This is a genomic window from Pseudomonas sp. B21-051 (assembly GCF_024748795.1).
Lineage (GTDB): Bacteria > Pseudomonadota > Gammaproteobacteria > Pseudomonadales > Pseudomonadaceae > Aquipseudomonas > Aquipseudomonas putida_A.
Window position 1 is genome coordinate 3,518,047 of record NZ_CP087166.1, and the last position, 22,246, is coordinate 3,540,292.

The window sequence follows — 22,246 nt, forward strand, 5'->3', positions numbered from 1 at the left end:
CCTCATACAAAAACAGCGGCGAGTTCATCACCCTACACTTTCAATCTGGCCGACATGCTCTAGCGTGAGATGAGTCCCCTGCCCCACGGAGTCTTTGCCCATGCCCCTCGTCCGCGTCGAAATCAAAAAGCACAGCGACCCCACCTTCGCCAGACGCATCGGCGAGCAGATCTACGCCGCCATGCGCAGCACCATCAATGTGCCGGAACACGATAATTTCCAGATCCTCAACGAGCACGACGGCGAGCATTTCATCTTCGACCCGCAGTACCTGGGCATCCAGCGCAGCGATCAGTTGGTGATCATCCAGATCACCCTCAATGAAGGTCGGACGCTGGAGCAGAAAAAGGCCCTGTACCAGACCATTGCGCACAGCCTGAACACCCAACTGGGCATCCGCCTGGAAGACGTGTTCATCAATCTGGTGGAAGTCAAAAAGGAGAATTGGTCGTTCGGCAACGGCATCGCTCAATACGCGAGTTGACAGCCCTTCGCCGCCGCCAGCATGATCGACGGCATGAACGTTCGCCCGCTGCGCCTCACCCGTACCACCACGACCGCTACCGGCGGGTCGTGGTGTTGCTGCCTGAGATGAATCCAGCGCAGTGAACCCAAGGCCCCGCCAGCAATGGACGGGGCCTTGTTGTTTCTCCCGTCCGTGCGGCTTTTGCAGCCCTCAAGGAGAAACATCATGTCCGCAGCATTGTTGATCATCGATATGCAGGTCGGTCTGTTCCATGGCCCGGAAAAACCCCACGACGGCGAACGTGTGCTCGCCAACATCCAGCACCTGCTCCGCCAGGCACGCCTGCAACACGTGCCGATCTACGCCGCACGCCACACCGGCCCGGCAGGTTCACCGATTGCCGCCGGCAGCCCCTTCTGGCAACTGCTGCCGGAACTCGAACTGGATGCCGAGTCGGACCATGTGTTCGACAAGTCCCGCCCCAACGCCTTCCATGACAGCGATCTGGCGCAGCAGCTTAAAAGCCGAAACGTCGAAGATCTGTACCTGGTCGGCATGAAGACGCAGTTCTGCATCGACGCCACCTGTCGCGCCGCTGCCGATCTGGGCTTCAAACCGTTGCTGGTGGCCGACGCGCACACTTGCATGGACACCCCGGCATTACCCGCCCACGTCATCATCGAGCACCACAACGCCACCCTCGGTGCCGTGTTCGTGCGACTGGTCAATAGCGTCGATGTGAAGTTCTGATCAAGTTTGCGCCGCTGCACTTAAGTGCAGCGGCGTCAATGCGAAAACTGCAACGTTATTCGCTTTCCTACAAGACTCTCCAGCATTTACGTTCACCAAAAAACATTTACTAGCGACAACAGGCAGATCTCATACAGAAATAAATTTAAAAAGTCTCAAACCGCACGGACATCTCAGAATAATCCTACAACTCAGAACGAACTAAAAAACAACTACAAAATACTGCCAAAAAATAAATACAGCTGCTTTGTTACAAACAACTACTTTGCCATTGAGCATTCCTGCAAGCCGGGCCTATATTTTTCACCCTTGGGGTTCGAACACTTGATTCGAGCGCTTCCTGAATTATTTTGAAAGAGGACAGCCAATGCCAAAAACCACTCATGCATGCCTGGTGCTTGCAGCATTGCTGTTTACTGGCGGCTGCGAGGCGACGCAAGCCCCGGAGTATTCAAACGCTCGCGACCTGGCGTCTTCACCGCGATGGCTGACCACTCGAGTCTATATCGAAGGCGCGGCCGAAACCGACGTAAAAAACAGTTTCCCCGGCGTTGTTGGCATATCGACCTGGGATCCCGAACGCAATCGCTATGAGTTTTTTTACACCGACAGTGGAGAATCAAAATACAACAATGGCGGCGCGGGTTACTTTTTTGTCACCGGAGACTACGAACAGCATGTTCTAGTACCGGATATCGGCCCCACCAAAACCATTGTTCGACGTATGGAAACATTGAACAAAAACGAATTTACCTATTCCCGGGAAGTACCCCGTGACATGGTGGAAGGCAACCCGCTTGTACGCATCTATGTGGTTCACGCCCCTTACACCGGAACAGTAGAAACTAAATCGGCCTTCAAATAATAAAACAGGACATTCACCGTGCAACCTACACTTAAAACTTTACTGATATCGACAATGCTGATCTCTTCGGTCTACTGCAGCGCGGTCAATGCACAAGCTACCATCCCGCCTGCAAAAAATGTGGTTGCCACGCCTGAGAACGCGATGATGCTCACTGTGTTCCTCAAACATGACCAGTCGCGCCCCTTGGGTGAAATCAAAGCCCAACTCGCCCGACAAGGTTTCTATAAGGCCTTTCCTCCTGCCGGAGTCGAAGTGGTGAGCTGGAACATCATGATGGGTATCGGCCAAGTGGTTACCGTGCGCTTTGCAGCTTCGCGCCTGGCGGAAGTCAACCTCGCCCTGGAAAACACCGCATGGGGCAGTTACCGGACCGAGTTTTATCCGACCTATGATTTCAAATCGATCGCCTTGGCTGAACAGATCAAAGCCCGGACGGTAGAGTGATTACGCCGGCACACGGGATTTCCCGTGTGCCGGCGCCCTTGCTTCTTGCGCGAAGCCGTCCAGAATCAAATCACCACCGTGCGAATGACAACGATTGCCAAGCCGCTCCGCAATCAGCACTCTGCAACAACTTCGCGAACCAACCCCGCCGACGATCACAGGAGCCGCGCAATGCCCGCCACCGTTCTGGTACTGGTTGAAACAATCAATGACTATCTGCCGATTCTCGAGCATCAGGGCTTTCACCTGATCCTCGCACCAACCCCTGCCGAACGTGCGCAAGCCATCGCCAGCCACGGCGCACGGATCGACGCGGTGCTGACCCGTGGCCCGCTGGGACTGACCGCTGAGGAAATCGCCGCCCTGCCGGCGCTGAAAATCATCACCGTGATCGGCGCCGGTTATGAACACGTTGACCTGCAGGCTGCCAGCGATCGCGGGATCACCGTGACCAATGGTGCCGGGGTCAATGCCTCGTCGGTGGCCGATCATGCGATGGCGATGCTGTTGGCGCTGGTGCGCGACATTCCACGCTGCGATGCGGCAGTGCGCCGGGGTGAATGGCCGAAGATCATGCGCCCGTCGCTGGCCAATAAACGCCTGGGCATTCTCGGCCTGGGCGCGGTGGGCATGGCGATTGCCAAGCGTGCTCACCTCGGATTCGACATGCAGATCAGTTACCACAACCGTCAGTTGCGCAGTGATGTGCCTTACGCGTTCTGCTCGACGCCAACCGAACTGGCACGCGCCTCGGACTTTCTGATTATCGCTACGCCGGGCGGAATCGGCACCCAGCATCTGGTGACTCGCCCGGTGCTCGAAGCCCTTGGCGCGAACGGTTTCATCGTCAACATCGCGCGGGCCAGTGTGATCGCCACGGCGGATCTGATCACTGCCCTTGAGCAACGGCGGATTGCCGGCGCCGCACTGGACGTGTTCGATCACGAACCGCAGGTGCCGGATGCGCTGAAAACCCTGAGTAATGTGATTCTCACGCCGCACGTTGCCGGCCTGTCACCCGAGGCCACCCAAGGCACCGTGGAACTGGTGGGAAAAAACCTCGTGGCATTCTTCTCAGGGCAACCGGTGCTGACGCCCATCGCCCTGCCCCCCAGGCTCAACAACCAGCGCGTGCATTGAAAAGAGCCGGCAGCGCCCTGCTGCCGTACCTATTCGAAACGCTGATTATCCTGCAACACGCTAACCTATAAGACCGCTGCGCGCTTGTGGCCGCCCGAGTGCGCCATTAGATTAGCCAATGATGTCTGGCCTCCAAAATAAGCAGAAGGGATAAGCATGGCGCTTACTGACCAGTCCACCCGGATCCGCTCTGGCGAAGAACTCGATGCCAGCCTGATCGATCCGTACTTGAAGAAGCACATTCCGGGGCTGACCGGCACGCCGCAGATCAGCCAGTTCCCCGGCGGTGCGTCGAACCTGACTTACCTTCTGGAATACCCGCAGCAGGAGTTCGTCCTGCGCCGGCCGCCGTTCGGCCACAAGGCCAAATCCGCCCACGACATGGGCCGCGAATTCCGCATCCTCAATCAACTGCGCGACGGTTTCCCCTACTGCCCGAAAGCCTACGTGCACTGCACCGACGAGTCGGTGATCGGTGCCGAGTTCTATGTGATGGAACGGGTCAAGGGCATCATCCTGCGCTCTGACCTGCCGCCAGAACTGGGCCTCGATGCAGCGAAAACCGAAGCACTGTGCAAGAGCTTCATCGACCGTTTCGTCGAGCTGCACCGGGTTGACTACAACGCTTGCGGCCTCGGCGATCTGGGCAAGCCTGAAGGCTATGTCGCCCGTCAGATCAAAGGCTGGAGCGAGCGCTACGAAAAAGCCCTGACCCCGGATGCGCCGCACTGGGAAAAAGTCAAAGCCTGGCTCAACGACAAGATGCCGGCCGACCATCCGACCTCGAGCATCGTCCACAACGACTATCGCTTCGACAACGTGATCCTCGACCCGAACAACCCGATGCAGATCATCGGCGTGCTTGACTGGGAACTGACCACCCTCGGCGATCCGCTGATGGACCTGGGCAACACCCTCGCCTACTGGATTCAGGCCGATGATCCGGCACCGGTGCAACTGATGCGCCGCCAGCCAAGCCACGCCCCGGGCATGCTGACCCGCCGCGAATTCGTCGATTACTACGCCGAACGCTCGGGCATCCGGATCGACAATTTCGACTTCTACTACACCTACGGCCTGTTCCGTCTGGCCGGCATCGTGCAGCAGATCTACTACCGCTTCTACCACGGCCAGACCCAGGACAAACGCTTCGCGCAGTTCATTCACATGAACAAACTGCTGGAGCACATGAGCCTGCAGGTCATTGCGAAATCGAGCCTCTGACGGCCCACACCAAGGAACCCTTATGTCCAAGACTCAGTTGTTCGACCTCGACGGCAAAATCGCATTCGTCTCCGGCGCCAGCCGTGGCATCGGTGAAGCCATCGCCAAACTGCTGGCCCAGCAAGGCGCCCACGTGATCGTCTCGAGCCGCAAGCTCGAAGGCTGCCAGCACGTCGCCGACGCCATCATCGCCGCTGGCGGCAAGGCCACCGCCGTGGCCTGCCACATTGGTGAAATGGAACAGATCAGCCAGGTCTTCGCCGGGATCAAGGAACAGTTCGGTCGCCTCGACATTCTGGTGAACAACGCCGCGACCAACCCGCAGTTCTGCAACGTGCTGGACACTGACCTCGGGGCGTTCCAGAAGACCGTCGATGTGAACATCCGTGGCTACTTCTTCATGTCGGTGGAAGCCGGCAAGCTGATGCGCGAAAACGGTGGCGGCAGCATCATCAACGTCGCCTCGATCAACGGGATTTCACCGGGCGTGTTCCAGGGCATCTACTCGGTGACCAAGGCTGCCGTGATCAACATGACCAAGGTCTTCGCCAAGGAATGCGCGCAATTCGGCATCCGCTGCAACGCCTTGCTACCGGGCCTGACCGACACCAAATTCGCTTCGGCCTTGGTGAAGAATGACGCGATCCTCAAGCAGGCGCTGACGCAGATCCCGCTCAAGCGCGTGGCCGATCCGAGTGAAATGGCGGGGGCGGTGCTGTATCTGGCGAGTGATGCGTCGAGCTACACCACCGGGGTTTCGCTGAATGTGGACGGAGGGTTCCTGTCCTAAACCAGACGCGCCTGTGTAGGAGCTGCCGAAGGCTCGCGCCGCGTTCGGCAGCTCCTACACAGGATTGAGGTCAGGCAATGACCTTATGCACCGCCAGCAAAGCCGCCCCACGCTACTGCGTGACACACCGGGTGGTGGTGATATGCCGAGTGACCTGCTCGTCAACATACATATCGCCCGACACCTGAGTGTTTTCCAGGGTCTGACAGGTACGCACCGGCGGTGGTGGCGGTGCAGCAGGCGGCGGTGGCGGCGGACTGGCGCAGCCGCTCAATAGCGCGATAGAGAAAGCCAGCGACAACGGCAGATACACGCGTTTCCCAGGATTATTCATAGGACGACCCGCGATGAATGGAAGAGCCACTTCCGCCATTGCGCACGAATACCGCGGATGACGGAAGACCTGACCACTCATTCTTTATAGCCGACCACCCTGTAAGCGCCAGTGAAATGGAGGGGGATGGGGGAACTGGCTGTCGATTTTGTGGGGAGCAAAGCTGAGTGGGAGGGATACATCAGCAAGAAATGTGTTCTCTGCAAGGCCGCCATCGCTGGCAAGCCAGCTCCCACAGGATTGAGTATTCCTGCCAGAAACAGGCCGGCTGTGAGGCCGCCATCGCCGGCAGGCCAGCTCCCACAAGGATTGAGTATTTCTGACAAAACTAGATCGGCTGTCAGGCCGCCATCGCTGGCAGGCCATCTCCCACAGGATTGGGTATTCCTGCCAGAAACAGGTCGGCTGTCAGGCCGCCATCGCCAGCAGGCTGGCTACCTGAAGCCCCAGATCAAAAGATCGCAGCCTGCGACAGCTCCTACACTGGCCGAGTGTCAGCTCGCCGAAAGCTTTTGATCTGAGGGCCCGTCGGCAGGCTGAGTGGAGGGATTTGTCCGGGGGTGGGAGCGCAGCGACCGTTTGGCGCAGCCAAACACAGCGAGAGGAGGTGCAGCGAAGCAAACCGGAGGCGCTGCCCCCGGATGAATCCCGCAGCGAAGGAACCCGAGCCCAGGCGAGGGCCGAACGTCAGGGTAAAGCCTTTTGGGTTACCTTTTCGGCGTTTGGAAAAGGTGACCCGCCGTAAGGGCGGAACCATAGGAGGCCGTTACCGCAGCAACGGATATACACCCAAAACCCCCTAAAACCCCCTAAAACCCTAAGCCATATCCGGATCCCGAGCAGCCCGCAAAGAATTACTCTCCAACTCATACCGCAACTCATCCACCAGCGCCGCCACCGACTCAGGCGTACGCAACGCATCGAGCTTCAACCCACTGATCACCAGATCCACCTGCCCCGAATCCGGGTGATACAACTTCACCGTCAGCGAATGATCCCCATCCACTGAACACTCGCACGCCAATGGCGAAAAACTCTGTTCGAGGCTGGCGCGCAACTGCGCAAGATTCATCATGGAGCCTGTTCCTTTAGCTGTTTCGAAGGGAGACGATCCCAAGCCAACAGGCTCGTATCGCACCCCAACAGACTAAGAACTGCCCTATCTCACCAGAACCTGCATTTGCACCGCATCAGCTAGTGCATTTGCACCTACCGCTGACCCTTCGCGCCGCGCTCGCCAGAAAACAGACCACGCTCCCGCGCCCAGACAATCGCCTCGCTGCGGCTGTGCACATCAAGCTTGGAATACACCGTCGCCACATGATTGCGCACCGTATTCGGTGCGAGCTTCAGGCGGGCGGCGATCTCCTTGTCGGCCAGCCCTTCGCAGATCAGCCCCAGCACGTCGCGCTCACGCGCCGTCAGGTCAGTGAACGACACGCTCGGCAGTTGCGGCGAGTTGACCTTCTTCACGTTGGCCAGTTTTTCGATCAGCGTCCGGCTGAACCATGAAGCGTCTTTCATCACCTCTTCAATCGCCGCTACCAGCTCCAGCTCGGTGCGCTTGCGTTCGGTGATGTCCATCAGCACCAGCAGATAGCACGGCGTGTCCTGAATATTCACGGTGTCGGCAGACACCGCGCACTCCAGCAGATCCGCGTCCTTCTTGCGCACCCGCACATCGACCCGATCCACTCGTCCGCTTTTCGCCAGGGCGGTCAGCAGTCGTGCCCGCGCGCCGTCGTCGTCAATGAAATTCAGCTGCGTCACGGTTTTGCCGACAACGTCGTCACTCTCGTACGCCAGGGTGTCGAGGAACGCCTGATTGACATCGATCACCTGCTGTTCGTCGGCGGTGCAGATCAGAATCGGCACCGGAGTCAGGCGGAACGCCTTGGCAAAGCGCTCTTCACTCTGACGCAGCGCGACTTCGGCCTTGTGGCGCAGCTCCATGTCGACGAAGGAAAACAGCATGCAATCCTCATCATTGAGCACCAGAGGCTGCCCGGCGACGATCACTTGCTTGCTGCCGCCATCGGGCAGGCGCAGTTCGGCCTGCATCTGCGGAATGGTCGCCACATCGCGCAGGCGCTGGATCGCCAGATCCTTTTGCTCGGCCTGCTCGAAGATGTCGATTTCATAGGCCGAGGTGCCGATCACCTGCTCGCGGGTGTAACCGGTCATCTCCAGAAACCCCGGATTGACCTTGATGTAGCGCAAATCGCTGAGGCGGCAGATCACCGCCGGCGCCGGGTTGGCATTGAAGGTCTTTTCAAAGCGCTGCTCGGCGTTGGCCCAATCGGTGACGTCGCTCATGATCAGCACCAGTGACTCCGGCTGGCCCTCGCGGTCGGTCAGCACCATGCTGCGCACACTGTGCACCCAGACACGTTCCGGGTCATCCACGGCATGCATCTCGATCAGCAGGTCGCTGAACACTTCACAGCGCGCGACGCGGCTGATCGGATAGTTCTCGGGCGGCAACAGATGATTGTTGCGATACCGCAGAGTGAAACGCTTGGCATACTCATCGGCATTAATGCCCAGCTCACCGATCCGGCTGACACCGTGCATCGCCAGCGCCGCCTCGTTGGCCCAGAGGATGCTCTGATCGAGCTCCAGCAGAATCACCCCGTCGGACAGCCCGGCGATGATCTGCTGCAGCTGGCGACGGTTGGTTTCAGTGGTCAGGACTTCCTGGCTCATTGGATCTCCACAGGGAATGCGCGTGTGAAGATTACGACCGCAAGCGTTCGTGATCGTGCCGAACATAAATTCCCGCACCACCACAGTCCCCCTGTGGGAGCGAGCTTGCTCGCGAATGCGGTATTTCATTCAAATAATTTGTCGGCTGACACACCGCCTTCGCGAGCAAGCTCGCTCCCACAAGAGGGATCAAGGTTGGCCCGACATTTCCACCAACTCCCGCAACGTATCGAGAAACAGCCTGAGCACCGGCGAAGCATCATCAGCGCGGTAAGTCGCATACAACGGCACCTCCGGCAGCGCCGGCGTCAGCTTGCGGAACACCAGCCCCGCCGGAGCCAACTGCTCGATAGAAGCAGGCAGCAGCGCCACCCCGAAACCGGCCCGCACCAGACTGAGCAAGGTCTGCACCTCGATCACCTGCTGGCGGATCTGCGGGGTGAATCCGGCCTGAATGCAGCACTGATAAAGGAAGTTGGCGAACCGCGACTGCTTCAGTTCCAGCGCGACAAACGGCTCCTGCGCCAGATCCGTCGGGGCCAGCACCGCGCGCCTGGCTAACGGATGATCGGCCGGCATCACCACATGAATCGGCTCGTAGATCAACAACTCGTTGCGCAGCAACGGATCGTCATAACCCACGCGAAACACGCAGGCATCGATACGCTTTTCCTTCAACGCCTTGACCTGCGCCGCCGGGGTCATTTCATGCAGCCGCCAGTTCACCTGCGGATAGCGCTCGCGAAACAGATGCAGGGCCTTGGGCAGCACGCCGACCATCACCGAACTGATCATGCCGATTTCCAGTTCGCCGAGTTGCCCGCGCCCGGTCTGCCGGGTCAGGTCCAGTGCCCGTTCCAGTTGTTCAAACACCAGCGGCGCCTGCTCCTTGAGCATCTGCCCCGCTGCTGTCAGCTCGACCCGGTGATGACTGCGCTCGAACAGCGGCGTGCCGAGTTCCTCTTCCAGCAGGCGAATCTGCTGGCTCAGGGGCGGCTGGCAAATGTGCAGGCGCTCGGCGGCCCGGCCGAAATGCAGCTCATCGGCCAAGGCCATGAAATACCGCAGCAGACGCAGGTCCATGGCGGCTTACCCCAAGCTCAGCGGCGTTGAGCGCTGGCGCACGCCGGTCAGCGCAAACAAGGCGTTGGCAATTGCCGGCGCCACCGACGGACTGCCCAACTCGCCGACGCCACCGGGTTTGCCCGGCTCGCCATCCAGCACCACGATGTCCGTGGCCGGCATGTCCGACATCCGGGTCACACGATAATCGTGGAAATTGCTCTGCACCACTCTGCCCTGTTGTATGTCGAGCCGGTCGAACAAGGCATGACCGAGACCCCACATCAGACCGCCGTAGATCTGCTCCTCGACCCCGCCCGGCGAAACCGCCAGACCGCAATCGACCACGCAGGTCAGCTTCTCGACTTTCGACTTGCCATCGACCGTCGCGACCCGCGCCACTACGGCGATGAAACTGGTGTAACCCTGATTGGTGGCAATCCCCAGCGCAGTGCCCGGCGGCAGCGGCTGACCCCAGCCGGCACGCTCGGCGGCCTGTTTGAGCACCGCCACATGCCGCGGCCGCTCCTGCATATTCGCCAGACGGAACGCCAACGGATCGGCGCCCGCCGCGTGGGCCAGCTCGTCCATGAAGCTCTCGATGGCGAACACGTTGGGAATGAAGCTCACCGAGCGATACCAGCCGCTGGGCACATGGCTTTCGTGCTTGACCCAATTCAGCTGCAGATGCGGCGGATGGTAGGCGAAGTCCCACGCGGTGATCGCTTCGGTGGTGCTGTAATCCATGTGATCCGGGCGTTCGAAATAGCCCGGCTCCCACTGCTCCGGCGAGGCCGGTGACACCGCGTGCAGTTGCAGCGCGCTGAGTTGGCCGTGGGCATCCAGCGCACCTTTGACTCGGTGCAGCGTCGCCGGGTGATTGAACAAAGCGTGCATTTCGTCTTCGCGACTGTTGAGCAACTTCACCGGTACACCGGTTTGCTGCGCCAGATACGCCACCTCGAACAACCAGTATTTGGCCTCCCGCGCGCCGAAGCTGCCGCCGGACACCAGTTCATTGATGGTGACCTTGTCCTTGGCAATGCTGCATACGGTTTGCGCCGCTTCCAGCGCCGACGACGGCACCTGCACACCGCCCCAATAGGTGATCGCCTTATCCTGCACGTGCGCGGTGATGCAGATCGGTTCCAGCGGGTTCTGCACTTTGTACGGCATGTGGAAATCGGCTTCGATCAGCTTCGCCGCATGCGGCCATTGCGCGTCAACATCGCCATGCGTCATGGCTTTGATGGTCTGGCTTTTCGGGTCGGAAATAGCGGCCGCTTGCGCTTTGCCCAGTTCCGCGCTGTCGAACCCGGCCAGTGGCGAGTCGCTCCATTTGATCTCCAACAGCTTGCGCCCCTGCTGCGCCGCCCAGAAAGTCTCGGCCAACACCGCGACGCCTTCCAGATTGCCGCCGAGCACGTCTGGGCGCCCGGGGATTGCAAGCACCTGGCGCACGCCCGGCACCTGTAATGCCGCCGCCGAATTCACGCTGTCGACTTTCGCCCCGACTACCGGCGCGCGCTGAATCACCGCCACCAGCATCCCCGGCAACTGAACGTCGATGCTGTACTTGAAGCGCCCGCAGACCTTGGCCGCGGCATCGCGCTTGTGCCGCAGTTTGCCGATGTATTTGAACTGCGCCGGATCCTTCAGGGTGACGTGGGCCGGTGCCGGCAGACGCGCCGCCACGCCGACCAGTTCGCCATAACCGAGGCTGCGTTTGCTGGACAGATGAACCACCCGACCTTCTTCGGTGCTGCAACTGTCGGGGCTGACTTTCCATTGCTGCGCTGCCGCCGTGATCAACAGCGCCCGCGCCGTGGCCCCGGCCATACGCAGGCGCTCGTATTCCAGCGACACACTGGTGCTGCCGCCGGTGGAAAAGACTTTCCAGACCGGATGAATGTAGGTCTCGAAAAACGGATCTTCCGGGGTGATGACCTGCACGGTCATCGGGTTCACATCCAGCTCCTCGGCTACGCATGCGGCCAGCGCTGTTTGCGTGCCGGTGCCGGAATCATGCTTGTGCACCACCAGTTTCACCGTGCCGTCGGGGAAGATCCGCACCCAGGCGTTGGGTTCGAATTCCGTGGCCGGCGCCGAGGTTTTCGAGTCGCTGGCGGCGCTACCGGACGGCAGGTACAAGGCAATCGCCAGGCCCGAAGCGACCGTCGCCGCTTGCTTGAGAAACACCCGGCGGGAGGGTTCGAGCAAGGTGTCGTCGCGCAGCCTCATCAGGCCTCCCTCGGCGCGTTCGCCGCACGTTTGATCGCTTTGTTGATCCGCCCGTAGGTGCCGCAACGGCAGATATTGCCGCTCATCGCATTGCGGATCGAATCGTCGGTCACTGCCGCACCGGTGTTGAGCAGCGCGGCGGCGGACATGATCTGCCCGGATTGACAGTAGCCGCATTGCGGCACATCTTCGGCGACCCAGGCCAGTTGCAGCGGATGGCTTTCGTTCGGCGACAGGCCTTCGATGGTGGTGATGCTGTGGCCCGCGACGGCGGCCAGCGGCAACTGGCAGGAACGCACCGCGACACCGTCCAGATGCACGGTGCAGGCACCGCACAGGCCCATGCCGCAGCCGAATTTGGTGCCGGTGAGTTTCAGTTGATCACGCAGTACCCATAACAAGGGCATGGAGGGGGACGCTTCATCCAGCTCGCGTCGTTCGCCGTTTACCGTGAATGCGATCATTGTCAGGCTCCAAAAGAGCGGCCCGTCTTTGTGCGGGCCTGGTCATCGATTATTGGAAGCCCACGCAACACGCGGCCAGCGACGATTTCTGCCAACCGCTGTAAGCAGGACTAACAACATGTACAAGCGATACCCGTCGGTGCAGTCCATGAGCGCGTTCATCCACGCGGCGCGCAGCGGCAGTTTCTCCAGCGCGGCGCGCAAGCTCGACCTGACGCACAGCGCGATCAGCCAGCAGATCCGCGCCCTCGAAGACTTCATTGGCCAGCCGTTGTTTGTGCGTGAAGGCGGCGGCAGCAACCTGACCGATGCCGGGCAACTGTTTGCCAGCGTGCTGTCGGACGGTCTGGCGCAGATCGACCGCGCACTGTCCTCGGTGAAAAACCGCAGCGTGGCGCAACGTCTGACCCTGGACGTCGACAGTGAGCTGGCGCAGAGCTGGCTCAATCCACGCCTGCCGGAATTGCTCGACGGACTGCCGGATTACGAGGTGACGCTGCTGTCGATGCCGCGCAGTGATCGCAGCAGCTTCGAGCGGGTCGATCTGGCGTTGCGTTACGGCTATGGCGACTGGGATGACTGCGAGATGACGCAGATCTGCGGCGACCGGGTGCTGGCGGTGGCTTCACCGGCACTGCTTGAGCGCTATGGTTTGCAGTTGCCGTTGAGCCCGGCGCAGATTCTGCAGTTGCCCTTGTTGGGTTATACGCGACGCTCGTGGATTCCGTGGCTGGATGCGGCCGGGATGCCCCCGGTAGAGCCAGCGGCGCGGGTGATTTTCGATAATGCGGCGAACCTGATTGCGGCTGCCGAAGCCGGGGTTGGTGCCGGGCTGGTGCGCGGTTTGCTCGCCGCCGATGCGTTGCGCAGTGGGCGGCTGGTGGCGTTGAACGAGGCGCAGATTGCTGCGCATTACAACCTCTACGCGGTGTGGCCGCATGGGCAGGCCGAGCGGGTGGCGCCGGTGGTTGAAGCCATCAAACAGTTGGCGCTGCGTACACAGTCCTGACGCCTTCGCGAGCACCGAAGATCAAAAGATCGCAGCCTTCGGCAGCTCCTACAGAGGAATTAGGCTAGGGCACAGATCAGTCTAGGAGCTGCCGAAGGCTGCGATCTTTTGATCCTGATTTTCCCCATATCGCCCAAGTATCACCACCGCGCCCAATTAATATTGTACGAACCCCTCCCCCCTTTCCAATACTCGCCCTCAGCAACCACCCACCCGGGCCGGATGCGAACAGGCGAGGGAATGCGCGAGTACTGCGCATAGAAATGGCCGATAGCCCGGGGCGTGGATGCCGAGAGCCGCAAGGCTCCCTTCCCCGCTATCAGGAGATCGACTTCAATGATCATCGATATCAGCTGCTATCCCACGGATCTCGTGGACCTCGCCTGGAGGCATGACGGTGACCCGTTCACCGGCGAGCGTCTGCTGGAGATGATGGATGGCCCGTACATGGTCAACGGCAAACCTCGCCGGATCGACAAAGCCTTCATCCAGCCGCCGCAGGGCAACACCATTTACACCTGGACCGACGGCGAACTCTCGGGCCGCGAATCCATCGACGCCTACATGGCCTACACCCTGAAAATGGTGCAGACCTACCCCGATCGTTTCATCGGCTGCTTCGTCTACAACCCGCGCTGCGGCGTGGAAAACGGCGTCGAGGCGATCGAGCGCTACGTCAAGGAGCACGGTTTCAAGATGGTGCAGATGCAGGCCAACATGCACGCCTACCGGCCTGATCGTGCACTGGACTGGGTGCGCCCGTGCTTCGAGAAGTGCGCCGAGCTGGGCATTCCGGTCAAGCTGCACACCGGTGACGGGCCGTACAGCATTCCCTCGGAATGGGTGCCGATGATCAAGGAATTCCCCAACGTCAATTTCATCATGGCCCACTTCGGCGTGCAGACCGGCGGGGTCTACGTGTTCGAACCGATGCAATGGGCGATGGAGCTGCCCAACGTCTACTGCGAATCCGGCTGGTGCCTGCAATCGCGGATCGTCGAGTTCGCCAAAGTCTTGCCAACACACAAGATCCTCTTCGGCACCGACACCCCGCCGAACGAACCGGGCATGTGGCTGCGCCTGCTCGAAGTGCTGTGCCACGAGCCGCCGCAGGGCCTCAACCTCGACGAGGACACCCTCGAAGAGTACCTGGGCAACAACACCGGGCGGATGATCGGCCTCGAACCGACCCCGCCGCCGCGTTCCGTTTCCGAAGCAGAGGCGCAACTCAAGCGCCCCGTCACCACGCAACTGGCCAGGAGCTGAACCGATGATCATCGACACCCATCTGCACCCCACCAACCTGGTCGACGAGGCCTGGCGCCACACCGGCGAACCGTTCACCGGCGAGCGCATGCTCAAGCTGATGGACGGCCCGTACATGATCAACGGCAAACCACGCCGCATCGACATGGGTTTCATCCAGCCGCCACCGGGCAACACCGGTTATCGCGACGGCAACCGCCGGGGCCGCGAGGGCGTGCGCGACTACATGTCCTACGTCGCCGAACTCTGTGTGAAGTACCCGGACCGCTTCATCGGCAACTTCAACTTCAACCCGCGCTGGGGACCGGAAAACGGTGCGGCGGAGCTGGAATTCCACATCAAGGAATACGGCTTCAAGATGCTCAAGCTGCACGCCAACATGCACGGCTATCGCCCGGACCGGGCACTCGACTGGCTGCGCCCGGCGATGAAAGTCTGCGCCAAGTACAACATCGTCGTGCTGATCCACACCGGCGACGGCCCGTACACTATTCCGACGATGTTCTACCCGATCATCCGTGAGTTCCCGATGGTCAATTTCATCATCGGCCACTTCGGCATCCAGACCGGCGGCAACTACTCGTTCGAGGCGTTCTGGATGGCGATGGACACGCCGAACGTGTACTGCGAATCCGGCTGGTGCTTCCAGTCGCGGATCGTCGAATTCGCCAAGGAACTGCCGCGCAACAAGATCGTGTTCGGCACCGACTCGCCGCCGAACGAACCGGGCATGTGGCTGCGCGAGCTGGAGGTGTTGTGCTCACCGGCACCGCAGGGGCTGGGCATCGACGAGGATCATCTGGAGGACTACCTGGGCAATAACATCGCCCGGTTGTGCGGGATCGAACCGACGCCACCGCCGAAGGATCTGGTTGAGGCGGATATTCGCCTGACCACTACGTACCTCTGACCTGAAGAAATGCTGCACCTCTGTGGCGAGGGAGCTTGCTCCCGCTGGGTGGCGAAGCCGCCCCGCTTTTTCCCAAAGAGCTTGGGCCTGCTGCGCAGTCCAGCGGGAGCAAGCTCCCTCGCCACACGGGATCTTCAGTGTTTCAAGTGAGCAACACAGCGACTTTACAGGCACGAAGATGACCCGGCGTTCCCTCGACCGGCAGGCCAACGGCTGCTCGATCGAACGCCCTCTCACCCCTGCGTGCCTGCTTTTTACGAGGTGAAACCATGACCCGTTCGACGCTCGGCGATTCTCAGGATTTTCACGTGTTCATCGACGCCTATCGCCGTGAGTACCCGGACGATGTGCTGACCATCACCCAAACGCTTTCTGCCGATCAGGACATCACCGCCCTGGTCGATGCCCTCGCCACACAGGGCCGCGATCCGTTGCTGATCTGCGAAAACGTCGGCGGCCTCAAGGTACCGGTGGCAACTAACCTGTTCGCCTCCCGCACCCGCATTGCCCGGTTGTTCGGCGTCACCCCGGCGCAACTGCACGAAACCTTCCAGCGCCGCGCCAACCAGCCCATCGCCCCGCGCTACGTGGAAAGCGGCCCGGTGCTCGATGAAGTGTTCGAAGGCGAAGCCGTGGATCTGGCACTGCTGCCGATGCTCAAGCATTTCGACAGTGATCGCGGCCCGTACATCACCAACGCGATCATCATCGCCGAGGACCCGCTGACCGGCATCGCCAACATGAGCTACCACCGCTCGATGCGCCACGCCCGCCAGTCCCTGGCGACCAGCCTGCACTCGCGTGGACACCTGTGGCGGATGCTGCAGACTGCCCGTGAGCGCGGCGAAGAATTGCGCGTGGCAATGGTGGTCGGCGCGCATCCGTTGTTCATGCTCGCGGCGGCGGCGCGTTTACCCTACGGCAGCGATGAACGTGCCGTCGCCGGCGGCCTGTTCGGCGCGCCGCTGGAACTGGTCAAGACCCCGCGCCATGGCATCGGCGTACCGGCTTACGCGGAGTTCGTCCTCGAAGGCGCCATCGACCCGACGGCCTACGCCGAGGAAGGCCCGTTCGGCGAGTTCAGCGGTTATTCCTCGGATCGTTCGACCAACAACGTGTTGCGCGTCGACACCCTGCTGCGGCGCAAAGACGCCTGGCTGGTGGACGTGATGGGCGGCCGCTACGCCGAGCATCTGACCCTTGCGCGACTGCCGCGCGAAGCGGAAATGAGCGAGAAGCTCAAGGCACGTTTCCCTGCCGTCACCGCCGTGCATTACCCGAACTCCGGCACGCACTTTCATTGCTACGTGGCGCTGGACCAGAGCCGCGACGGCGAAGCGCGGCAGATCATGCTGGCCCTGCTCGGCTGGGACCCGTACCTGAAAAGCGTGATCGCGGTGGACAGCGATATCGACATCACCGACGACAGCCAGGTGTTGTGGGCGCTGGCCACGCACTTCCAGCCGCATCTGGATATTTTCATAATCGATGGCTTGCCCGGCAGCCCGCTGGATCCGTCGTCATCGGCCAACGGCACCACTTCGCGTATGGGCCTGGACGCCACTCGTGGCTCGGGCTTCGACGGGATCAAGGCGCAGCTTGATCAGGACGTGCTCGAACGTGCGCGGCAATTGCTCAAAGGGCTGGCATCGTGAACCGCCAGCGGATGGTGGTCGGCATCAGCGGCGCGTCCGGCTTCATCTACGGCGTGCGTCTGCTGCAATTGCTCCGCGAACTGGACATCGAAAGCCACCTGATCATCAGCCGCGCCGCGCTGCTGACCATGGCCCACGAGACCGACTACAAACTGGCCGAGGTCACTGCGCTCGCCAGCCACTACCACCGCGCCGATGACGTTGCCGCCGGGATTGCCAGCGGCTCGTTTCGCTGCCTCGGCATGGTGGTCGCGCCATGTTCGATGAGGACCCTGGCGGAGATCGCGACCGGCACTTCGTCCGGGCTGATCGGCCGCGCCGCCGACGTCACCCTCAAGGAACGCCGCACCCTGGTGCTGATGGCCCGCGAAACCCCGCTGACCCTCGCCCACCTGCGCAACATGACTGCCGTGACCGAGATGGGCGGGATCATCGCGCCCCCAGTGCCGGCGTTCTATGCCCGGCCCGAAAGCCTGGCGCAAATGGTCGATCACAGCCTCGGCAGAGTGCTCGACCTGTTCGGCCTGGATGCCGGCGTTGCCCGCCGATGGCAAGAACACCCAAATCCCTGTGGGAGCGAGCCTGCTCGCGAAAGCGCTGGACCAGTCACCATCACCGCTGAATGACACACCGCATTCGCTAGCAGGCTAGCTCCCACAGTTGATCGCACTCCGACAAAAAACACAGGTAAGGAGCTCCAGATGAACACCCCCTTCAACGCCCCAACCCCCAACACCAAAATCCCCGTGACCATCCTCACCGGCTTCCTCGGTGCCGGCAAAACCACCCTGCTCAACTACATCCTCAAGGAAAACCACGGACGCAAGATCGCCGTGATCGAAAACGAGTTCGGCGAGGTCGGCATCGACGGCGATCTGGTACTCAGTTCCGAGACCGAAGAAATCTACGAAATGGTCAACGGCTGCGTGTGCTGCACCGCCGAGGTCCGCGAGGATCTGGTGCGCATCGTCCGCGAGCTGGTGGCGCGCCCGGTGCGCCTCGATCACATCCTGATCGAGACCAGCGGGCTGGCCGATCCGTATCCGGTGGCGCAAAGCTTTTTCATCAATGACCCGATTGCCGAAGAAGTCGAACTCGATGCGATCGTGACCATGGTCGACGCCAAGCACATCGCCCAGCACCTGGAGGATCTGCAACTGGATGGCGTCGACAATCAGGCGGTGGATCAGATCGTCTGCGCTGACCGCATCGTCATCAACAAGGTCGATCTGGTCAGCAGCGACGAGGTGGACATTCTGCGCGGCAAGATCCGTGGTTTGAACGCCACCGCAGATCTGGTGACCTCGACCCACGCGCAAATCGACCTGACGAAAATCCTCGGCATCGGTGCGTTCGAGTGCACGCAGAAGCTTATGGAAATCGGCGCGGAACCTGAGCATCACGACCATGACCACCACCATGAATCAGAAGACCACGAACACGACCCGAGCGTGTCATCGGTGGGCATCGCCGTGGACGGCGCGGTCAACCTGATGGCGTTCCACCGCTGGATCAGCGAACTGCGCTCGTCCCAGGCCGACAACCTCTACCGCATGAAAGGCGTGCTCGCCGTGGCCAACGAAGACCAGCGCTACGTGCTGCAAGGCGTGCACAGTCTGGTGGAATTTCGCGCCTCGACCGCGTGGGGCACGGAGCCTCGCTCGAGCAAGATCGTGTTCATCGGCCGCGACCTGGATCGCGCGGCGCTGGACCAGGGCTTTGCCGCCTGCCTGGCAGGCTGAACAAGGCCTCGGAGCCGGTGGATGGCGGCTTCGCAGCACGAATGACTGGAACGATCACTTGGCGGTGACACGGTACCTGTGGCGAGGGAGCTTGCTCCCGCTGGGTCGCGAAGCGGCCCCTGAACAGCATGGGCCTGCTGCGCAGTCCAGCGGGAGCAAGCTCCCTCGCCACAGGTGTCTCATCACGGCGTCAATCAATTGATCGGCATCAGACGAATACCCCTCTGTACCGAATAACAACAGCTAGAGGTGATTCCCCATGTCGTCAGCCACTCCTTCCTCCACCGTGCACCCCGTCGACCGCGTCCTGCCGGTGCGACAGATGCTCACCCTCGGCCTGCAACACATGGCCGTCTCGTACATCGGCGCCATCGCCGTGCCGTTGATCGTCGCCAGTGCCCTGAAGATGTCCCACGCCGACACCGTGGTGCTGATCAGTACCACGCTGTTCTGCTCCGGCATTGCCACTCTTTTGCAAACCGTCGGCTTCTGGAAATTCGGCGTACGCCTGCCGATCCTGCAAGGCGTGGCGTTCAGCAGCGTCGGCCCGGTGATCGCCATCGGCAGCAACCCCGAAGTGGGCTTCGCCGGAGTCTGCGGCGCGGTGATCGGCGCCGGTATTTTCACCATGCTGATGGCGCCGTTCGTGGGCCGATTACGGCGGTTTTTCCCGCCGGTGGTCACCGGCTGCATCGTTACCGTGATCGGCTTGCAGCTGTTCCCGATCGCCTATGAATGGGTCGGTGGCGGGCGCAACGCGAGCAACTTCGGCGCCCCGGCATTTCTCGCGGTGGCGGTGGTGGTGCTGCTGACCATTCTGCTGGTCAATCGCTATGGCAGTCCGTTGCTGCGCAACATGGCGGTGCTGGTGGGGATGCTGGTCGGCGCCGGTCTGGCCTACGGTCTGGGCATGGGCAATTTTCACAGCGCCGAAGAGGCGCCGTGGCTGACCGTGCCCTACCCGTTCTACTTCGGCCTGCCGACGTTCAGCCTGATCCCCATCGCGACCATGGTGGTGGTGATGATCGTGCAGATGGTCGAGTCGATGGGGCTGTTCGTGGCCATCGGCGACATCGTCGACAAACCGGTGGAAGACCAGCAAGTGGTCAATGGCCTGCGCGCCAATGGCCTGGCCAGCACCATCGCCGGGATGTTCGCCGCATTCCCGTTTATCGCCTTCATGGAAAACGTCGGTCTGGTGATCCTGACCGGTGTGCGCAGCCGCTGGGTGGTCGCCGTCAGTGGCCTGCTGATGTGTTCGATTGCGCTGGTGCCCAAGGCCGGGGCGATCATCGCGTCGATGCCCACCGCGGCGCTGGGCGGTGCCGGCATTGCCATGTTCGGTGTGGTCGCGGCAGCGGGGATTCAGACCCTGGCCAAGGTCGATTACGAGCGCAATCGCTTCAACGTGCTGATCGTCGGTTTCACCATCGCCGCCGCGCTGGTGCCGGTGCTCGCGCCTTCTTTGTTCAAACAAATGCCCGAGTGGTCACAGCCGTTCCTGCACAGCAGCGTGGTCATCGCCTGCCTGGTGTCGGTGCTGCTCAACGCGGCGCTCAACGGCGTCAGCGTGCCAGACACCACACCCGGTAAATCCGCCTCGCACATTCTCTGACTGGAGCCTGCCCATGACTCAACTTCAAAACATCCTGATCAAAAACCCGCTCGCGGTGATGACCGGCCTGCGTGGCCCGCGAGTCCGGGCCGGTGCGGTGGACATTCGTGTGGTCAACGGCCGCATCGCCGAAATGGCCGCCGACCTTCAAGCGCAACCCGGCGAGCGGGTGATCGATGCACGCAACTGCGTGGTCTATCCGGGCTGGATCAACACTCACCATCACCTGTTCCAGAACCTGCTCAAAGCCGTGCCCGAAGGCTTGAATCAGGATCTGCAAGGCTGGCTGGCAAGCGTGCCCTACCCACGCCTGAACCGCTTTACCCCGCAACTGGCGCGGATCGCCGCTCGACTGGGCATGGTCGAATTGCTGTTGTCCGGGGTGACGACCTGCGCCGATCATCATTATCTCTACCACGCCCACGGCACCACCGAGACCGGGGACCTGCTATTCGACCTGGCGGACGAATTCGGCCTGCGCTTTGTTCTGTGTCGCGGTGGCGCGCTGGAATCCGCCAGCGCCCATCCGGGCTTCTCGAAAACCGCGCTGCAACCGGAAAGCCTTGAGCAAATGGTCGGCGATATCGAGCGGCTGAAATCGCTGTATCACCAGGACACCCCGGACGCCATGCGCCGGGTGGTCGTTGCCCCAACCACACCGACTTTTTCGCTGCCGCCGACTCTGCTGCGCGAACTGGCGCACACCGCGCGCGGCCTCGGTTTGCGCCTGCACACGCACCTGTCGGAAACGCAGAACTACGTGAATTTCTGCCGCGAAAAATACAACTGCCTGCCGGTGGAGTTCGTCGCCGAACACGAATGGCTCGGCCCCGACGTCTGGTTCGCCCACGCCGTGCACCTGCAACCCGGCGAAATCCGCATGCTCGCCCAGACCGGCACCGGCGTCTCGCACTGCCCGGTAAGCAACGCCCGCCTCGGCAGCGGCGTCGCGCCCGTGCCGCAAATGTACGAGGCTGGCGTGCCGATCTCCCTTGGCGTCGACGGCGTCGCGTCCAACGAATCCGGAAGCATGGTCGGCGAAGCCAACACCGCGTGGCTGATCCACCGCGCCGAACAAGGCGCGTCGGCGACCACTGCCGAAGACGTGATCCACTGGGGCACTGGGGGCGGCGCGCAGGTATTGGGACTGGGCGCGGTCGGTACGCTGGAAATCGGACAAGCGGCGGATCTGGTGATCTACAGCCTTGATCATCCACGGTTCTTTGGTTTCCACGATTGCGCGGTTGCACCGGTCGTCGCGGGGGAACCGATCACGGTGAAATACAGCCTGGTGGGCGGGCGGATCGTGGTCGATAACGGCGTGATTCCGGGGCTGGATATTGAGCGGATGCGCGCCGAGGCGTGGGAAGGTGTGCAGGCGATGATGAATATCGACGATTGACTTGCAGGCGATACGAAAACCTGTGGGAACGAGACTGCTCGCGAAAGCGGAGTGTCAGCCGCTGAACTGTTGAGCTGATCCACCGCGTTCGCGAGCAGGCTCGCTCCCACAGGGATTGCGCCACATTCGCGGATTCGGGGATTCTCGACTAAGGTTAC

At 61.3% G+C, this 22,246-nt stretch carries 21 protein-coding genes; 15 read left to right on the forward strand and 6 right to left on the reverse strand.

The genetic code is table 11. The features are described 5' to 3' along the window. The first annotated feature begins 100 nt into the window (after window positions 1-100). From LOY52_RS15530 to LOY52_RS15560, 7 genes are all read left to right on the forward strand, one after another. Window positions 101-484 carry a tautomerase family protein gene (locus tag LOY52_RS15530; protein ID WP_258674857.1) on the forward strand — a complete coding sequence of 128 codons (384 nt, stop codon included), beginning with the start codon at window positions 101-103 and terminating at the stop codon, window positions 482-484. 207 nt (window positions 485-691) lie between these two features. After that, a complete protein-coding gene (locus LOY52_RS15535; protein WP_258674859.1) occupies window positions 692-1,216 on the forward strand; it encodes a cysteine hydrolase family protein in 525 nt (174 codons plus the stop codon). A gap of 367 nt (window positions 1,217-1,583) precedes the next feature. Continuing rightward, a complete protein-coding gene (locus tag LOY52_RS15540) occupies window positions 1,584-2,081 on the forward strand; it encodes a DUF4822 domain-containing protein (RefSeq protein ID WP_258674861.1) in 498 nt (165 codons plus the stop codon). Between the two features lie 18 nt (window positions 2,082-2,099). After that, on the forward strand, window positions 2,100-2,528 hold the full coding sequence (locus LOY52_RS15545) for a hypothetical protein (RefSeq protein ID WP_258674862.1): 429 nt from the start codon (window positions 2,100-2,102) through the stop codon (window positions 2,526-2,528). Between the two features lie 171 nt (window positions 2,529-2,699). Next, the gene (locus tag LOY52_RS15550) at window positions 2,700-3,668 is read left to right on the forward strand and encodes a 2-hydroxyacid dehydrogenase (protein ID WP_258674864.1); all 969 of its coding nucleotides are present in this window, start codon (window positions 2,700-2,702) and stop codon (window positions 3,666-3,668) included. A 156-nt stretch (window positions 3,669-3,824) separates the two neighbouring features. Then, a complete protein-coding gene (locus tag LOY52_RS15555; RefSeq protein WP_258674866.1) occupies window positions 3,825-4,892 on the forward strand; it encodes a phosphotransferase family protein in 1,068 nt (355 codons plus the stop codon). 22 nt (window positions 4,893-4,914) lie between these two features. Beyond that, window positions 4,915-5,682, forward strand: coding sequence for an SDR family oxidoreductase (locus LOY52_RS15560; RefSeq protein ID WP_007965755.1), 768 nt, complete (start codon window positions 4,915-4,917; stop codon window positions 5,680-5,682). A gap of 112 nt (window positions 5,683-5,794) precedes the next feature. Here LOY52_RS15560 and LOY52_RS15565 read toward each other — a convergent pair whose 3' ends face one another. The 6 genes from LOY52_RS15565 to LOY52_RS15590 form a co-directional block, all read right to left on the reverse strand. Continuing rightward, window positions 5,795-6,016, reverse strand: coding sequence for a hypothetical protein (locus LOY52_RS15565; RefSeq protein WP_147304815.1), 222 nt, complete (start codon window positions 6,014-6,016; stop codon window positions 5,795-5,797). An 817-nt stretch (window positions 6,017-6,833) separates the two neighbouring features. Beyond that, a complete protein-coding gene (locus LOY52_RS15570) occupies window positions 6,834-7,091 on the reverse strand; it encodes a DUF1652 domain-containing protein (protein ID WP_123588182.1) in 258 nt (85 codons plus the stop codon). Between the two features lie 134 nt (window positions 7,092-7,225). After that, entirely contained in the window at window positions 7,226-8,722 is a 1,497-nt protein-coding gene (locus LOY52_RS15575; protein WP_258674870.1) for a helix-turn-helix transcriptional regulator, read from the reverse strand. 189 nt (window positions 8,723-8,911) lie between these two features. Continuing rightward, window positions 8,912-9,805 (reverse strand): LysR substrate-binding domain-containing protein, encoded by an 894-nt coding sequence (locus LOY52_RS15580; RefSeq protein ID WP_007965231.1) that lies wholly within the window; start codon window positions 9,803-9,805, stop codon window positions 8,912-8,914. 6 nt (window positions 9,806-9,811) lie between these two features. After that, a complete protein-coding gene (locus LOY52_RS15585; RefSeq protein ID WP_258674873.1) occupies window positions 9,812-12,025 on the reverse strand; it encodes a xanthine dehydrogenase family protein molybdopterin-binding subunit in 2,214 nt (737 codons plus the stop codon). Further along, window positions 12,025-12,489 (reverse strand): (2Fe-2S)-binding protein, encoded by a 465-nt coding sequence (locus tag LOY52_RS15590; RefSeq protein WP_258674875.1) that lies wholly within the window; start codon window positions 12,487-12,489, stop codon window positions 12,025-12,027. Before LOY52_RS15590 ends, LOY52_RS15585 begins: the two co-directional genes overlap by 1 nt. A 118-nt stretch (window positions 12,490-12,607) precedes the next feature. Here LOY52_RS15590 and LOY52_RS15595 point away from each other — a divergent pair, with 118 nt between their 5' ends. From LOY52_RS15595 to LOY52_RS15630, 8 genes are all read left to right on the forward strand, one after another. Further along, on the forward strand, window positions 12,608-13,498 hold the full coding sequence (locus tag LOY52_RS15595; RefSeq protein WP_258674877.1) for a LysR substrate-binding domain-containing protein: 891 nt from the start codon (window positions 12,608-12,610) through the stop codon (window positions 13,496-13,498). A 336-nt stretch (window positions 13,499-13,834) separates the two neighbouring features. Then, window positions 13,835-14,764 (forward strand): amidohydrolase family protein, encoded by a 930-nt coding sequence (locus LOY52_RS15600; RefSeq protein WP_258674879.1) that lies wholly within the window; start codon window positions 13,835-13,837, stop codon window positions 14,762-14,764. A 4-nt stretch (window positions 14,765-14,768) separates the two neighbouring features. Beyond that, complete coding sequence (locus LOY52_RS15605) at window positions 14,769-15,674, forward strand: amidohydrolase family protein (RefSeq protein WP_003224037.1); 906 nt, start codon at window positions 14,769-14,771, stop codon at window positions 15,672-15,674. 269 nt (window positions 15,675-15,943) lie between these two features. After that, a complete protein-coding gene (locus LOY52_RS15610) occupies window positions 15,944-17,329 on the forward strand; it encodes a UbiD family decarboxylase (RefSeq protein ID WP_258674881.1) in 1,386 nt (461 codons plus the stop codon). 11 nt (window positions 17,330-17,340) lie between these two features. After that, on the forward strand, window positions 17,341-17,955 hold the full coding sequence (locus LOY52_RS15615; protein WP_258679881.1) for a UbiX family flavin prenyltransferase: 615 nt from the start codon (window positions 17,341-17,343) through the stop codon (window positions 17,953-17,955). A gap of 75 nt (window positions 17,956-18,030) precedes the next feature. Next, window positions 18,031-19,071, forward strand: a complete 1,041-nt coding sequence (locus LOY52_RS15620; protein WP_258674883.1) for a GTP-binding protein — start codon at window positions 18,031-18,033, stop codon at window positions 19,069-19,071. Window positions 19,072-19,330: 259 nt separating this feature from the next. Beyond that, window positions 19,331-20,686, forward strand: coding sequence for a nucleobase:cation symporter-2 family protein (locus tag LOY52_RS15625; protein ID WP_258674885.1), 1,356 nt, complete (start codon window positions 19,331-19,333; stop codon window positions 20,684-20,686). Window positions 20,687-20,699: 13 nt separating this feature from the next. Beyond that, complete coding sequence (locus LOY52_RS15630) at window positions 20,700-22,088, forward strand: amidohydrolase family protein (protein ID WP_258674887.1); 1,389 nt, start codon at window positions 20,700-20,702, stop codon at window positions 22,086-22,088. The last annotated feature ends 158 nt before the right edge of the window (window positions 22,089-22,246 follow it).

Coding starts and splice junctions, on each gene's coding strand:
- LOY52_RS15585 (WP_258674873.1), bottom strand. CDS start 12,025: ATGAGGCTGCGCGACGACACCTTGCTCGAACCCTCCCGCCGGGTGTTT.
- LOY52_RS15605 (WP_003224037.1), top strand. CDS start 14,769: ATGATCATCGACACCCATCTGCACCCCACCAACCTGGTCGACGAGGCC.
- LOY52_RS15600 (WP_258674879.1), top strand. CDS start 13,835: ATGATCATCGATATCAGCTGCTATCCCACGGATCTCGTGGACCTCGCC.
- LOY52_RS15610 (WP_258674881.1), top strand. CDS start 15,944: ATGACCCGTTCGACGCTCGGCGATTCTCAGGATTTTCACGTGTTCATC.
- LOY52_RS15535 (WP_258674859.1), top strand. CDS start 692: ATGTCCGCAGCATTGTTGATCATCGATATGCAGGTCGGTCTGTTCCAT.
- LOY52_RS15575 (WP_258674870.1), bottom strand. CDS start 8,722: ATGAGCCAGGAAGTCCTGACCACTGAAACCAACCGTCGCCAGCTGCAG.
- LOY52_RS15590 (WP_258674875.1), bottom strand. CDS start 12,489: ATGATCGCATTCACGGTAAACGGCGAACGACGCGAGCTGGATGAAGCG.
- LOY52_RS15570 (WP_123588182.1), bottom strand. CDS start 7,091: ATGATGAATCTTGCGCAGTTGCGCGCCAGCCTCGAACAGAGTTTTTCG.
- LOY52_RS15595 (WP_258674877.1), top strand. CDS start 12,608: ATGTACAAGCGATACCCGTCGGTGCAGTCCATGAGCGCGTTCATCCAC.
- LOY52_RS15580 (WP_007965231.1), bottom strand. CDS start 9,805: ATGGACCTGCGTCTGCTGCGGTATTTCATGGCCTTGGCCGATGAGCTG.
- LOY52_RS15530 (WP_258674857.1), top strand. CDS start 101: ATGCCCCTCGTCCGCGTCGAAATCAAAAAGCACAGCGACCCCACCTTC.
- LOY52_RS15630 (WP_258674887.1), top strand. CDS start 20,700: ATGACTCAACTTCAAAACATCCTGATCAAAAACCCGCTCGCGGTGATG.
- LOY52_RS15625 (WP_258674885.1), top strand. CDS start 19,331: ATGTCGTCAGCCACTCCTTCCTCCACCGTGCACCCCGTCGACCGCGTC.
- LOY52_RS15555 (WP_258674866.1), top strand. CDS start 3,825: ATGGCGCTTACTGACCAGTCCACCCGGATCCGCTCTGGCGAAGAACTC.
- LOY52_RS15550 (WP_258674864.1), top strand. CDS start 2,700: ATGCCCGCCACCGTTCTGGTACTGGTTGAAACAATCAATGACTATCTG.
- LOY52_RS15565 (WP_147304815.1), bottom strand. CDS start 6,016: ATGAATAATCCTGGGAAACGCGTGTATCTGCCGTTGTCGCTGGCTTTC.
- LOY52_RS15560 (WP_007965755.1), top strand. CDS start 4,915: ATGTCCAAGACTCAGTTGTTCGACCTCGACGGCAAAATCGCATTCGTC.
- LOY52_RS15540 (WP_258674861.1), top strand. CDS start 1,584: ATGCCAAAAACCACTCATGCATGCCTGGTGCTTGCAGCATTGCTGTTT.
- LOY52_RS15615 (WP_258679881.1), top strand. CDS start 17,341: ATGGTGGTCGGCATCAGCGGCGCGTCCGGCTTCATCTACGGCGTGCGT.
- LOY52_RS15620 (WP_258674883.1), top strand. CDS start 18,031: ATGAACACCCCCTTCAACGCCCCAACCCCCAACACCAAAATCCCCGTG.